13 protein-coding genes and 1 pseudogene are annotated in these 14,053 nt (G+C 70.4%); 6 read left to right on the forward strand and 8 right to left on the reverse strand.

Going from position 1 to position 14,053, the window contains the following annotated elements; genetic code table 11:
* Positions 1-69: 69 nt before the first annotated feature.
* From ACIRQP_RS17305 to ACIRQP_RS17315, 3 genes are all read left to right on the forward strand, one after another.
* Complete coding sequence (locus ACIRQP_RS17305) at positions 70-465, forward strand: DUF2267 domain-containing protein (protein WP_403890188.1); 396 nt, start codon at positions 70-72, stop codon at positions 463-465.
* 236 nt (positions 466-701) lie between these two features.
* Entirely contained in the window at positions 702-4,787 is a 4,086-nt protein-coding gene (locus ACIRQP_RS17310; protein ID WP_403890191.1) for a Pls/PosA family non-ribosomal peptide synthetase, read from the forward strand.
* A 147-nt stretch (positions 4,788-4,934) separates the two neighbouring features.
* On the forward strand, positions 4,935-5,993 hold the full coding sequence (locus ACIRQP_RS17315) for a chitinase (RefSeq protein ID WP_403890193.1): 1,059 nt from the start codon (positions 4,935-4,937) through the stop codon (positions 5,991-5,993).
* 55 nt (positions 5,994-6,048) lie between these two features.
* Here ACIRQP_RS17315 and ACIRQP_RS17320 read toward each other — a convergent pair whose 3' ends face one another.
* The 4 genes and pseudogenes from ACIRQP_RS17320 to ACIRQP_RS17335 all read right to left on the reverse strand — a co-directional run bounded on the left by ACIRQP_RS17320 (position 6,049) and on the right by ACIRQP_RS17335 (position 9,086).
* Positions 6,049-6,666, reverse strand: a complete 618-nt coding sequence (locus tag ACIRQP_RS17320; RefSeq protein WP_403890196.1) for a DedA family protein — start codon at positions 6,664-6,666, stop codon at positions 6,049-6,051.
* A 58-nt stretch (positions 6,667-6,724) separates the two neighbouring features.
* Positions 6,725-6,892, reverse strand: a pseudogene (locus tag ACIRQP_RS17325) (LuxR C-terminal-related transcriptional regulator); the annotation flags it as partial.
* 63 nt (positions 6,893-6,955) lie between these two features.
* Positions 6,956-7,981, reverse strand: coding sequence for an MBL fold metallo-hydrolase (locus ACIRQP_RS17330; RefSeq protein WP_403890199.1), 1,026 nt, complete (start codon positions 7,979-7,981; stop codon positions 6,956-6,958).
* 139 nt (positions 7,982-8,120) lie between these two features.
* The gene (locus ACIRQP_RS17335) at positions 8,121-9,086 is read right to left on the reverse strand and encodes a serine hydrolase (RefSeq protein WP_403890202.1); all 966 of its coding nucleotides are present in this window, start codon (positions 9,084-9,086) and stop codon (positions 8,121-8,123) included.
* A 3-nt stretch (positions 9,087-9,089) separates the two neighbouring features.
* Here ACIRQP_RS17335 and ACIRQP_RS17340 point away from each other — a divergent pair, with 3 nt between their 5' ends.
* From ACIRQP_RS17340 to ACIRQP_RS17350, 3 genes are all read left to right on the forward strand, one after another.
* Positions 9,090-10,121 (forward strand): LysR family transcriptional regulator, encoded by a 1,032-nt coding sequence (locus ACIRQP_RS17340; RefSeq protein ID WP_403890205.1) that lies wholly within the window; start codon positions 9,090-9,092, stop codon positions 10,119-10,121.
* Positions 10,122-10,435: 314 nt separating this feature from the next.
* Positions 10,436-10,657, forward strand: a complete 222-nt coding sequence (locus tag ACIRQP_RS17345) for a hypothetical protein (RefSeq protein ID WP_030349781.1) — start codon at positions 10,436-10,438, stop codon at positions 10,655-10,657.
* 47 nt (positions 10,658-10,704) lie between these two features.
* Positions 10,705-11,919, forward strand: coding sequence for an SPFH domain-containing protein (locus tag ACIRQP_RS17350; protein WP_403890209.1), 1,215 nt, complete (start codon positions 10,705-10,707; stop codon positions 11,917-11,919).
* Between the two features lie 50 nt (positions 11,920-11,969).
* Here the strand turns inward: ACIRQP_RS17350 and ACIRQP_RS17355 are convergent, their stop codons facing one another.
* From ACIRQP_RS17355 to ACIRQP_RS17370, 4 genes are all read right to left on the reverse strand, one after another.
* Entirely contained in the window at positions 11,970-12,329 is a 360-nt protein-coding gene (locus ACIRQP_RS17355) for an ArsR/SmtB family transcription factor (RefSeq protein WP_403890212.1), read from the reverse strand.
* Positions 12,326-12,787: an SRPBCC family protein gene (locus tag ACIRQP_RS17360; protein WP_403890215.1), complete on the reverse strand. Its 462-nt coding sequence runs from the start codon at positions 12,785-12,787 to the stop codon at positions 12,326-12,328. Before ACIRQP_RS17360 ends, ACIRQP_RS17355 begins: the two co-directional genes overlap by 4 nt.
* Positions 12,788-12,878: 91 nt before the next feature.
* Positions 12,879-13,037 (reverse strand): hypothetical protein, encoded by a 159-nt coding sequence (locus ACIRQP_RS17365; protein WP_403890217.1) that lies wholly within the window; start codon positions 13,035-13,037, stop codon positions 12,879-12,881.
* Positions 13,038-13,098: 61 nt separating this feature from the next.
* Positions 13,099-14,049, reverse strand: coding sequence for a cytochrome c oxidase assembly protein (locus ACIRQP_RS17370; protein WP_403890220.1), 951 nt, complete (start codon positions 14,047-14,049; stop codon positions 13,099-13,101).
* Positions 14,050-14,053: the final 4 nt, after the last annotated feature.

Consider the following 14,053-nt stretch of genomic DNA (forward strand, 5'->3'; position numbering starts at 1 on the left):
CCTCGACGTAGCGCCCCGGAGCCGCGGGCTTCCCGTCGGGGTAAGCGCTGAGGAGGAGGTGCGGCCGCCATGGTGATGCGGTGGGACGCGTTCCTGGCCGTGGTCCAGGAACGCGGTGAGTATTCCGTGCCGCAGGAAGCCGAACGGGCGGTCCGTGTCGTGCTGGCCCTGCTGGGTGCCCACGTGGTGGGAGCCGAGCGGGCCGAGCTGGCCGCCCGGCTGCCGGAATCGTGTGCCCTGGTGCTCCTCGACCCGCTCCCGGCCGCCGAACCGCTCACCCCGGAGCGGTTCGTCCGGGCCACTGCCGCGTGGATCGAGGGAGCGACCGAGGAGACCGCGAAGTGGGACGTCGGCGCCGTCCTGAGCGTGGTGGCCGACGCCGCGGACGAGGAACTGATGCGCAGGGTCCTTCTCCAGCTCCCGCCGGGTTACGACCTCCTCTTCGGCCGGCCGCAGCCGACGTGAGCGCACTGACCCCGACCTCGGGGATCCGTCGGTTCGCCGGCTCGGGATGCCGAATCGAGCGGATGCCGTTTCACTGGTGAAGCGGCTTGATCGATCGCTGGATCGAACGATTCGCCGGACCGGGGTGGGACCGTTCCCCCCCGTCCGGGCTGGTGGCTCTCCTGTCGTATGACATCCCGGGATTCGGTCCCTCACCCCCGTAGTCCCGCCGTGCGCCGCGATGAAGGACAGACGTCATGAGATTGCTCGATTCCGCGCGTGGAATACCGTCGGGAGGGGCGGACCGGCGCCTGCACCACCTCTTCGAGGCCGCCGTCGACCGTACCCCCTCGGCCACGGCACTTGAGTGTGCGCATCACACGCTCACCTACGCCGAACTCGACGCGCGCGCCAACCAGCTCGCGCACTTCCTCCGCGGTCTCGGGACAGGCCCGGGATCCCGGGTCGCGATCCTGATACCGCGGTCGGTGGAGGTGTACGTGTCCCTGCTCGGGGTGGGGAAGGCCGGCGCGGTGTTCGTGCCGATCGATCCGGCATCGCCTCCCGACCGGCTCGCCTTCATCATGGAGGACGCCGCTGTGGATCTGGTGCTGACCACGTCCGCTCTCGCACCGGCCTTGGGCGGCCTCACGTGCCGGGTGGTCGAGTGGGAGTCGTACGGTCGCGAAGTCGCCGGCGTACCCACCACCCGGCCGCTCCCGGACCGGCCCGAGCCCGGCCCCGACGGTGGTGACCCCGCCGCGTACATCATGTACACCTCCGGGTCGAGCGGCAGGCCCAAGGGGGTGCGGGTCGCACAGTCGAGCATCTGCAACTTCCTCGACGTCGTGCCCAAGGTCTATGACGTGCGGCCGGACGACCGGGTGTACCAGGGCATGACGATCTCCTTCGACTTCTCCATCGAGGAGATCTGGCCGACCTGGTCGGTCGGCGCGACGCTCGTCGCGGGTCCGGACGGCGCCGGTCATCTCGGCGCGGAACTCGGTGAGTTCCTGCACAGCCGGCGGATCACGATGCTGTACTGCGTGCCGACGCTGCTGGAGACGATCCCGGCGGAGCTGCCGTACATCCGCAGCATCGTCGTCGGCGGCGAGGCCTGCCCCGGTCAGCTCGTCGAGCGCTGGAGCAGACCGGGGCGGCGCATGCTCAACACCTACGGCCCGACCGAGGCCACCGTCACCGCGACCTGGGCGGAACTGACGCCGGGCAGGGCCGTGACGATCGGAAAGCCGCTGCCGACCTATTCGGTGGTGCTGCTCGACGAAAAGCTCCGGCCCGTCGCCGACGGCGAGGTCGGTGAGATCTGTATCGGCGGCCCCGGGGTCGCCGACGGCTACGTCGGGCAGCCGGAGCTGACCGCCGCCCGGTTCATCGAGCACTCGCTGGCCCCCCGGGGCAGCAGGCTCTACCGCACCGGGGACCTCGGCCGGATGACCCGGGACGGCGAGGTCGAGTTCCTGGGCCGGGCCGACGACGAGGTGAAGATCCGGGGATTCCGGGTCGATCTCGGCGAGATCGACAGCGTCCTGCTGGAGGATTCCGGCGTGGCCGAGGCGGTCACCGCACTGACGGCCGCACCGGACCGCGGCGCGGGCGGGGGAGGCGGCGAACTGTGCGCCTACGTGGTCCGCGCGCCCGGCAGCGTGGAAGAGGAAGACGCGTTGATCACCCGGTTGCACGACACTCTGCGGCGCAGACTCCCCGCGTACATGGTGCCGTCGTTCCTGGACATCCTCCCCGGTCTCCCCTCCATGGCCAGCGGCAAGGTGGACCGTAAGCGGCTGCCCGCCCCGACCGGCCGGCGGCTGGTGGGAGGCGGCCGGCTGGTCGCGGCCGAAGGCGAGCTGGAGACCCGGATACGGGACGCCTGGGCCGAGGTCCTCGGGATCGACCCGGAGGTGCTGTCGGCCGAGGCGGACTTCTTCACCGACCTCGGCGGGCACTCACTCCTGGCGGCCCGGGTCGTATCGGTGCTGCGCGGCCGGGACATCGGCGCGAACACCGCGCTGCGCGACCTCTACGCCCATCCGACCGTGCGGGGCCTGGCGGCCCGGCTGAGCGCCGCGGAGAACACCGGACAGCGGTCCGCGCGACCCCGCCCCGCGCCGATCCGTCACACCAGCGGCCGTATCGCGGGCGCGGGAGCGGCCCAGGCGGGTGTGATCTACCTGCTGCTGCTCGTGCTCACCCTGCCGGCGGTGTATGTGTACAGCCGGCACGGCGGTCGCATCTCGGTCCGTGCGTCGGCGCAGGCGACGGTCGGCGTGTATCTCAGCTATCTGGCCGCGCGCTGGCTCCTGCCGGTCGCTCTCGTGCGCCCGCTGTCGGCGGGCATCAGGCCGGGCCGCTATCCGCTGTGGGGCTCGGTCTACGTACGGCTCTGGGCGGTGCATCTGCTGCTGCGCTTCGGCCCGCTGCCGGTGCTGAGCGGTTCGCCCATGATGGCGGTCTATCTGAGGCTGCTCGGCGCGCGTATCGGACCGCGCACCACCATCGCCACCAGCACGATCACACTGCCCGCCATGCTGCGCGTCGGCGGTGACACCTCGATCGGCTACGGCGTCTCCGTCAATCCGTGGCGGGTGGCGGACGGCTGGGTGACGGTCGCCCCGATCGAGATCGGGCCACACGCCTTCGTGGGAGCCAACGCCGTCCTCGAACCCGGCTCACGCATGGGAGCGGGGGCCGGCCTCGGCGAACAGTCCGTCATCGGCCAGGACGAGGCGATACCCGCGGGCGCGCGCCGGGCCGGATCGCCGCCGCGCCCGGTGGACTCGCTCGCTCCCGGAGTCGAGGCCATGACGCGTGCTCGCCGGGGTACGGACGAATGGAGGCCGCGCCATCTCGCTGCCGCGCTCGTCGGGCTGGTGCTGCTGGAGACCGCCGCGGTGGTGACGACCGTGCCGGGGATCGCGCTGTTCTGGTGGGCGACGCTGACCTGGGGCATCGCGGCCGGTATCGTCGCCACCGCGCTGTCAGGTCCGGTGTTCGTGGTCACGGTCTGCTGTGTGGTCGCCGTCGGCAAGCGGCTGACCCTGCCGAGAGTGCCGGTCGGTATCCATCCGGTGCGCTCCTCGCTCGGCGTACGCAAGTGGATGTCCGACAAGCTCCTGGAGATCAGCCTCACCTTCACCAACTCGCTGTACGCCACCCTCTACACCGTGCCCTGGCTCAGGCTGCTCGGCGCGCGGATCGGCCGGGGCGCCGAGGTCTCGACCGTCTCGCACATCGACCCGGACCTGCTCACTCTCCGCGACGGCAGCTTCGTCGCGGACCTGGCCAACGTCGGTGGTGCCACCTTCGCGGCCGGCCAGGTGGCGTTCGGCCCCACCGAGGTGGGCGAGCGCGCGTTCATCGGCAACTCCGCGCTCCTGCTCGCCGGAACGCGGACCGGACCCGGCTCACTGATCGGAGTGGGCACGGTCCCGCCGCAGGGTGATGTGCCCGACGGCACCACCTGGCTGGGCTCGCCCGCGATACGTCTGCCGGTGCGCCAGAGCAGCGGATCGTTCCCCGAGGAACTGACGTTCCGGCCGACCCGCGAGGCCGTACTCCAACGCCTGGGCATCGAGTTCCTCCGCATCACGATGCCCTCGTCGGTACTGGCCGTGAGCGCCTACCTGTACCTGGTGGCGCTGTCCTGGCTGACCCGCCGTCCGGGCCTGCTGGTGCCCGTGCTCGTGGCGCCGGTCCTCGTGATGGCCGCGAGCCTCGTGGTGATCTCGTACTGCGCGGCGGTCAAGCGGGTGGTGATCGGGGTCTACCGGCCCCGGGTCGAACCGCTGTGGAGTCTGTTCGTACGCCGCACCGAGTTCGTCACCGGCCTCTTCGAGTCGGCGGCGGTACCGGCCGGGGTGGGCTTCCTGACCGGAACGCCGTATCTGCCGGTGATCCTGCGCCGGTTCGGGGCGCGCATCGGACGAGGCACCTGGATCGGGACCACCCTCCTCACGGAGTTCGACCTCGTCGACATCGGGGACAACGCCGCGATCGGACTGCGCGTATCGCTGCAAACACATCTCTTCGAAGACCGTGTCATGAAGATGTCGCTGGTCACGGTCGAGGACGGCGCGAGTGTCGGCACCCGCGCTGTCGTGCTCTACGACTCCGTTGTCGGGGAGAACGTTCAGCTCGGCGCGCTGTCGTTGCTCATGAAGGGCGAGCACCTCACACCGGGCACGAGATGGAGTGGCATCCCCGCCGAAGGCGTCGTCGAGCGGCGTCCCGTCCAGGCACCCGACGCCCCGGCACCCGGCACCCCGGCTCCGGAGGTAGCGGCTTTCGACATCCCGGCTTTCGACGTCAGGACGAGGGGGTCATAAGGGGATCGAGCCGCTCGCCCCAGTTGGTCCAGACCTATTGACGGTAGGTCTGGACCACTCTACGGTTCCCCCAACTACCCGGCGTACGTTCCCAGTCCGCCGCACCGGGAGCGGTCGCGGGCGGGCATGGTCGGAAGGGAGCACAGCATGATCCGCCGAATATCGCGCGTGCTGGGGGTCGGCCTGGCCATGGCCTTCGTCATGCAGACGCTGGTCGCCGCGGCGGCGCCCGGCGCGGCCCCGGCCGCCGACACCTGCGCGGTCAAGTCGAAACCCACCGGCAAGGTGCTCCAGGGGTACTGGGAGAACTGGGACGGCGCGGCGAACGGCGTACACCCGCCGCTCGGATGGATCCCGATCACGGACTCCCGTATCCGCGACCACGGTTACAACGTGATCAACGCGGCGTTCCCGGTCATCCGCTCGGACGGCACCGTCCTGTGGGAGGACGGGATGGACGCGACGGTGAAGGTCGCGACCCCGGCCGAGATGTGCCAGGCCAAGGCCTCCGGTCTCACCACCCTGATGTCCATCGGCGGCGCCACGGCCGGGATCGACCTCAGCTCCAGCGCCGTCGCCGACCGGTTCGTCGCGACAGTGGTACCGATCCTGAAGAAGTACAACTTCGACGGCATCGACATCGACATCGAGACCGGGCTCGTCGGCAGTGGCAACATCAACACACTGTCGGCCTCGCAGGCCAACCTCATCCGCATCATCGACGGCGTACTGGCCCAGATGCCCTCGAACTTCGGCCTGACGATGGCGCCCGAGACGGCATATGTCACCGGGGGCAGTGTGGCGTACGGCTCGATCTGGGGCGCGTATCTGCCGATCGTGAAGAAGTACGCCGACAACGGTCGGCTCTGGTGGCTGAACATGCAGTACTACAACGGCAGCATGTACGGATGCTCCGGCGACTCGTACTCCGCCGGTACGGTCCAGGGGTTCACCGCGCAGACGGACTGCCTGAACAGGGGGCTGGTCGTCCAGGGCACCACGATCAAGGTCCCCTATGACAAGCAGGTGCCGGGACTGCCGGCGCAGCCGGGCGCCGGGGGCGGCTATATGGCGCCGAACCTGGTGTCGCAGGCCTGGAACACCTACGGCAACGGGCTGAAGGGCCTGATGACCTGGTCGCTCAACTGGGACGGGTCGAAGGGCTGGATCTTCGGGAACAACGTCAAGGCGCTCCAGGGCCGTTGAGGCCGGACGGCCCGGGGTCCGGGGTCCGGGGTCCGGACGAGCTGGTCCGGCCCGGTCACTGGTGCGGTGGGCGTGTCCGGCGGTGCTGCCGGTACGCCCACACGACCAGTGCGAGGATGACCACCCCTCCGATCACGGCCCCGGCGATCCGCCCCACCTGTGACTCGATCCTGGTGAACGCCGCCCCGGCGAAGTAGCCGACCGCCGTGGACCCCACGCCCCAGCACAACCCGCCCAGCGCGTTGAACAGCAGGAACTTCCGGTACGGCATGTCCGAGAGCCCCGCCAGCGCCGGCATCAGCGCGCGGAGGAACGCGATGAAGCGGGCCAGGAACACCGCCGAGGCGCCCCGTACCCGGATCATCTCGCGCGCCCGTTCGACCTGGTTCTGGCGCTTGCGCAGGCTCCGGGTCGCCAGGATCCGGTCGCCGAAGTGGTGGCTCACCGCGTAACCGGCGCTGTCGCCCAGGATCGCGGCGACCACCACGACCACCGTCAGCCACCACACCGACACCTCGCCCTGGGCGGCCAGCAGCCCGCCCAGTACGGCGGCGGTCTCGCCGGGGAGCACAAAGCCGAAGAAGAGGGCGTCCTCGCAGAACACGAGCGTGCCGACCACGGCGTAGATCACGGGGCCGGAGAGATCGCCGAGCCAGTTGGTGATCGTATTCATCAGGCGCGTCCCTCCGTTCCGCCGATGCCGATGCCGAGGCCGAAGCCCCTGGTCTCCGTCACCGGGACGGGGGCCGGTCCGTCCGGGCGATACCGGTCTCATCAGCGATGATGACAGTGTGTACACGGTCATGGGCGCCGATCCTTGTCAGCACCCGGCTGACATAGGTCTTCATGGTCGATTCTGACAGCACCGGCGGCTCGGCGATCTCACCGTGGGGCAACCCGCGCGCGGCGAGCTTTCTGCCCGGGTACGGGGTGTCCGGGTACGGGGTGTCCGGGTACGGGCCCTACGTTCGGGGCCGCATGTCCGGCCCGTAGAGCGTCCGGTAGTCCGGAACGACGACACGGGTCGCGGGGCTCGCGGCACGCACCCCGGCCACCAGACCGTCCAGATCCGCGCCGGGATCCCTCAGCGGCGGTCCGCCCAGGGGCACTTCGAAGTTGTCCCAGTGGACCGGCACGACCACGCCGGGCGAGCCGAGCGCCCGCAACAGCCGGGGAACGTACCGGTACGTCGCCGTGCTGGACGGGACCGCGACCATGGCGATGTCGGGCCGCAGCCCCGTCACCTCACGCTCGACGAAGTCGCTCCCGCCCATCAGGAAGACCGACGGCCCGTTCCCGAACGTCACCTGAAAGGCGAGGGTGTCACCCTCCGGCAGCTCGCCGATGGTCGTCGGCGTGGTGGCGGGCGGGGCGTTGAGGGTGCCGGGGGAGAAGTAGGAGTGGTTCTTGTTGCGGCTGTGGACGGACGCCACGGCCTCGACGGTGTATCCGCCGAAGTCCAGTACCTCCCCGCCCCTGACCACGGAGAGCTGAGCCGGGTCGACGCCCAGCGAGCACAGCACGTGGTAGGTCGTCTCCGTACCGACGACCCGAGCGCCCGTCGTCTTCGCGAGGTACGGGACATCGTTGAGATGATCCCAGTGGCTGTGGCTGACCAGGATGACTTCGGGACGGCCCGCGTGCCGGTCGACGAGACCCTCGTCCGTCTCCAGCTCCGTGTCCGCGTTGAACGCGCCGTCGAACAGGCCGGTGGGGAAGCGGGTGACATACGGATCGAAGAGCACGGTCCGGCCGCCGAGGTCCGTGCGCCAGCCCGATGTGCCGAGCCAGCGCAAGGACACCGAGTCCGCCGGGCCGGACGCCATGCCGGAGGCCATGCCGGACGCCGGGCGGGACGTCGTGCCCGCCGGGGACGCCGCCGACGCGGCCGTGGGCAGCGCCAGTCCGGCGGCCGTGCCGAGCACGGCGGTTCTCAGGACCGTACGACGGCCGGGCCGGGGGATTCGCTGTGTGTGATCGGAGTTCATGACGGCAGGAGATCAGCGCGGACCCGCCGCCGTCCAAGACCGAAGCGGCGCATCTCCCATATCCGGTGACGTATGACCCCAGGTCACGCGCGTATACGGCGCCCGCGCGCGCCCTTCGCCTCATGCCATCCGCGCTGTGTCATCCGCGTCCGTCGCGCAACGACTCCACAGCGATCCGGGCCGCCGCGCCGATGGCCGAATCCACCGCGGTGCGGTTGGCGACCGGATCGCCGGTACGTGCGAAGACGGCGACCGCGTAGCGCCCGCCGTCGGGATAGTGGACGACCCCCGCCTCGGCATGGAGCCCCGGCAGCGTGCCCGTCTTCGCGGCGACGCGCACCTCGTCGGGGAAGCCCGAGACGAGCCGGTGCCGAAATATCTGACGTCCCATCAACTCTCTCACCTGTGCGCAGGCTTCGGGTGGGCCCGCCTCGTCCCGCCAGATGAGTTCCAGGAGCCGGGTGATCTCGCGCGGGGTGCTCGCGCTCGTACGCTCCGGATCCAGCACGCTCAGCCCGCGCAGCCGCTCGGCCGACAGCGACGGGTAGATGGCGGCGAACTCCCGCTCGTCGCGCGCCCCCACCTCCGCGAGCATCGTCTCCAGCAACTGGCGCGGCCCGCCCAGGATCCGGGTGCGGTCGAGCCCCAACTCCTCGGCGAGCAGCCGGACCGTGTCCGTACCGACCCGCGCCAGCAGCAGATCGGCCGCCGAGTTGTCGCTCACCGACATGGCGAAGTGGGCCAGATCGCGCAGCGACACCCCGATGTCGTCCAGACACCCCGCGGTGCCCCACCCGCCGAGCCGGTCGTCGGCCGTCACCCATACCCGTTCCCTCGGGTCGAGTTGGCCCGCCGCCACTTGTCGCGCGAACTCCAGCACGAGCAGCACCTTGAACACCGACGCCAGCACGACCGGTTCGTCCGCGCCGATCGCGACCTCGGCGCGGGCCGCCGAACTCGCCCCGTGCGGCGCCCCGTGCGGGACCGACGGGCCGGGCCCGATCGCCACCGCGTGCAACCGCGCCCCCGCCCCCGCCGCCGCGAACACCGCTCCGACTCTCTCCTCGACCGGCATCCCGCTCGCCGCCCCCTCGCATAGGCTCATGGCGTGGATCTCCTGCGCCACCTCCGTATTTTCGCCGTCGTCGCCGAAGAACTGCACTTCAGCCGGGCCGCGGACATCCTGGGCATGGCCCAGCCACCGCTCAGCCAGGCGATCCGCCGGCTGGAGAAGGAGCTCGGCACGGAACTCTTCGACCGCTCACGACGCCAGGTAGGGCTGACGGCGGCGGGCGCGGTCCTGCTGGAGGAGGCACGGGACCTGCTCGTACGGGAGGAGCGGCTGCGGGCGCTGGTGCGCCGCGCGGGGGAGGGCGATCCCGCCACACTGCGGGCGGGCGTCCCGCCGGACACCCCGGCATCGGTGCTGCACGCGCTGCTCGCCGCCTGTGCGGAGCGGGCGCCGGACCTCCGGGTCGACCTGCGGGAAGTAACGACAGAGGAGCAGTTGCGGTTGCTCGCCTCCGGCCGGCTCGATGTGGGGCTGCTCTATCAGCCGTCCGACACCACCGGTCTGGTCCGGGGGCCCGAGGTCTCCGTGGAGCTGGGTGTGGTGCTGCCGCGTACCTCGCCGCTGGCCGGGTCGCCCGAGGTCGCGCTCGGCGAGCTGACCGGCCACGATCTCGTGCTGTTTCCCCGGGCGACCGCCCCCGGCCGCTACGACAGCACGCTGGACAGCTGCCGCCGGGGCGGCTTCGTCCCGGCCCGGATCCAGCACGCCCGAACCCCCGAGTTCCTGATCGGTCTGGTGGCCGCGGGCCAGGGGATCGCCTTCGATCCCGGCCCCGTGGCCCGCAAGGAGCCGCGCGTGGTCTGGCGGCCGCTGGCGGGCCGCCCGCTCACCCAGCGGATCGTGGCCGTACGGCCCACCCGGGCGGCCCATCCGGCGGCCCGGACCTTCGCGGAGCTCGTGACGGGTGTCCTCGCCCGCGACCGCCCGCCCGCCCTGCGCCCACCCGGGGAGTCCGGGGAGCCCGGATCCCCCGGGGAGAAGCCGCCGGGGGCCCTGCGGGACGCAGGGGACCCGGGCGACCCGCGGGACCGGCCGGGACCCCGGCCCTGGTCGGTGGTATACGGCTGAGCCGGGCGGGAACGAGGGGATCGGGAGCCTGCGCGTTACGGCCCCGAGGGATGGCGGCTCCCGGCGTCTGCCATGCTCCCGCGACCCCCTCCGGAGTACTGTGAAGAGATCGAGGGTGTGTCGCCGTCGGCCGTTTTGCCGGGGGCGTCCTCGATGATGGACGAGGTCGGAGGCGCGGCCCTCCAGGAGCGTGATCGCCATGATCGCGACTGACGCGGTGACCGTACGGACGTGGGTCCATGTGCACCGTGGAGTGACTCCGTCCGCCGGGGCCCGGCGCGCCGCCACGAGGGAGACGGGTGGAGCAACGACGTATGTCCGTGGCAGATGACTCCGCGCAGAGCCCCGTCGGTGCGATCGGGCGGGTCACCGTCCCGATCCCGGCCGACGGTCCCGGCGAGGTGTTGGTGTCCGTACGGGGCGGATCCGAGGCCTACGCGGCCTGGGCGGACCACCCGATCGGCAGAAACCTCCGGGTGATCGTCGTCGAGTCGATCTCGGCGCGTTCGGTGATCGTGGAGCCCTTTCCGTCCTGAACCCTTCCTGAATCACAGCGAAGCAGGCAGTTCGACAGGAGTACCCCATGCTGTTCTGGCATGTTCCCGCGCCCAACGAGGCGATGCTCATATCCGGTTCCAAACGGCAGGCACAGGACACGCAGTTCCGGATCGTCACCGGGCACGGCAGTTTCGTCATGCCCATCAAACAGAAGGCCCGCATGCTGTCACTCGCGCTGCGGGAGGCGGAGATCGTCGAGGACTGTGTGACCCAGCAGGGCATCCGGCTCAAGGTCCGCGCGGTATCCGTGTTCAAGGTCGGCGACGACGCCGTGTCGATCGCCAACGCGGCCCGGCGCTTCCTGACGGAACAGGAACACATGGAAGAGCTGGTCGGCCGGATCTTCGCCGGTCACCTGCGCTCCATCGTCGGCGGACTGACCGTGGAACAGATCATCCGCGAGCGCGACCGGGTGGCCCAGGAGGTCAAGCAGGGCAGCCACAGCGAGATGGAGAAGCTCGGCATCGTCGTGGACGCCCTCCAGATCCAGGAGATCGAGGACGCGACCGGATACATCAACAACCTGGCGGCGCCGCACGCCGCCGCCGTCGCGAGCCAAGCGCGGATCGCCCAGGCGAAGGCGGACCAGGAAGCCTCCGAACGCGAGCAGCAGGCCGCCGCGCTCAAGGCCGAGTACGAACGGGACACCGCGATCAAGCGGGCCGGCTTCCTCGCGGAGACGGAGCAGGTCAACGCGCGTGCCGCGCAGGCGGGACCGCTGGCCGAGGCCAGGGCCTCACAGGACACCATCGAGCAGCAGACGGCGCTGGCGGAGCGTCAGGCGCGACTGGCCGCGCAGCGGCTGGAGGCCGAGGTACGGCGCCCGGCCGACGCCGAGGCGTACCGGCAGCGGACGCTCGCGGAAGCCGGCCGTGACCGGGCGAAGTTCGAGGCGGACGGCAACGCGTACAGCGAGCGCGCGCTCGCCCAGGCCCAGGCCGACGCGAACACCGCGCGCGCTGCTTCCCTGAAGGACGGCAATCAGGAACTCATCGCGGCCAACCGCATCGTGGAGAATCTGCCGGCGCTGGCCGACGCGGCTGCCCGGGGCATGTCGGGTGCGAACCTCACCGTCCTGAACGGCACCGACGGCGTCAACGACATGGCGGCGGGTCTGGTGGGCCAGGGCATGGCCATCCTGAACTCGCTCAAGGGCTCCACGGACGGCACCAAGGAGTCCGGCGCGACCCCTACCGGTGTGAACCGGAAGCCCGCGCTCCGCGTCACCGAATCCAAGTAACGGCATCCACCGGGCGCAGGCCCCTCCGCCCACAGGGCCCCGGACAGGTTCTACGACCGGTCCGGGGCCTTGGCGTCGGACGCGTCCTCGGCGAGACGCTTGATCGCCGAGAGCCGGGAGTCCCAGTCCGCGGCGACCCGGTCCATCCACCGGGCGGTGGCACTGAGCCGGGCGGGGCGTACCACGTACCGTGCCTCGCGGCCCGCCCGGTGAGCGGAGACCAGACCGGCCCGGTCGAGGACCGCGAGGTGTTTGACGATCGCCTGGCGGCTGACCGGCAGTTCCCCGGCCAGGACCGTGGCGGTCGCCTCGCCGTGCGCGGCGAGGGCGTCGAGTATCCGGCGCCGGGTCGGATCCGCCAGCGCGGACAGGACCTCCGCCACGGTGTCCCGGTCGGCTTCTGCCGTCATGCGTCGAGTCGCTCCACGTAATCCCGGATGTTGACGACCATCTCCGTCCAGCCACCCGTGTGGCTCTCCTTCGAGGCGACGTCCTTCCTGTCTTCCGGGATCACGATATCGGCGAAGCCGGTCTCGACCACACGCAGCCTGGTTCCGTCGCCCTCCGGGGTGAGCGTGAACTCCACGAGGGTCGAGTTGCCCTCGTCGGCCACCTGGCCGGGATACGCGCTCGCCCAGCGGTACGAGAAGTAGTGCGGCGGATCGACCTTCACGATCGTCGTCGGGAACTGGCCGTACTGGCCGTGGTCCAGGTGCATGATGCCGCCCGGCCGCAGGTCGATGGGGGCGGGCTGGCCCTGGCCGAACCACTGCCCGACATGCTCCGGTTCTGTCAGCACCGCCCAGACGCGTTCCATGGGCGCCGCGATGGTGATTTCCCGTTCGATACGGTCATCGGATGTGGACATGAGGGGAACCTTCCGCCGATCGGAACTAACGTGCAACTCGATGGTTGCACTGCTCGTCCAATGATGCAACCCGAGGGTTGCGCGACACGGTTCAGCGGCCGCGTGAGGCCGCCATACCGATCGTGATCAGCGCCAGCACCACCCAGCCGAACCACAGCCAGCCGTTACTGCCGAGCACCGCGGTGTAGCCCGTCACGACGACCAGCGCGCCGACGGTCACCACACTCATGGTCTTGGTGGATCCGGACATGTGTGTCCTCCTCCTGGCCGGTGCCATGACGCCCATCGTCGCCCGGGACCAGGGGTTCGCGCTACTGCCCCCGGGCCTGGAGTGAGGCCAGATAGGCGTTGTACGCGGCCAGTTCCTTGTCACCGTCCCGGTCGGCGGCCCGGTCCGAGCGCTTCGCCTGCCGCTGGTCCGAGCGGTACCACTGGAAGACCAGCGCGATCAGGACCAGCACCGACGGGATCTCGCTGAACGCCCAGGCGATACCGCCCGCCGCGTTCTGATCGGTCAGCGCGTCGATTCCGAGCGAGGCCGGGGGGTCGCGGTACGCGTCGACCATCGGCGCGCTCGCCATCATCAGCGCGATCCCGAAGAACGCGTGGAACGGCATCCCGGCGAAGAGCTCCAGCATCCGCATCACATAACCGGGCCGGTGCGGACCCGGGTCGACGCCCATGATCGGCCAGAAGAACACCAGCCCGACCCCGAGGAAGTGCACCATCATCGCGATGTGCCCGGTCCTGGACCCCATCAGGAAGTCGAAGAGGGGCGTGAAGTACAGCCCGTACAGGCTCGCGATGAAGAGCGGGATGGTGAAGGCGGGGTGCGTGAGGATCCGTACGTACCGGCTGTGCAGCAGAGCGAGCAGCAGCTCGCGCGGACCCTTGCGGCCGCGTCCGGCGACCGGCAGCGCGCGCAGCGCCAGTGTCACCGGGGCGCCGAGCAGCAGCAGGATCGGCGAGACCATGCTGATGATCATGTGCTGGACCATATGCACGCTGAACATGACCATGCCGTAGTCGTTCAGCTTGGTGCACATCACCAGCGCCACGGTCAGCACACCCAGCACGAACGCGATGACACGGCCCACCGGCCAGCTGTCGCCGCGTCGCCGGAGCCTCAGTACGCCCCAGCCGTACAGGACCAGTCCCAGCAGACAGCCGATCAGGAAGAAGAGGTCCGGGGAGAACTCCAGTGCTCGTCCCAGCGTGAACGGCGGCAGATCCATGGTCATGCCGTGCCCGCTGTGGTCCATCCGT

The sequence above is a fragment of the Streptomyces sp. NPDC102274 genome, from assembly GCF_044766385.1.
Taxonomy (GTDB): domain Bacteria; phylum Actinomycetota; class Actinomycetes; order Streptomycetales; family Streptomycetaceae; genus Streptomyces.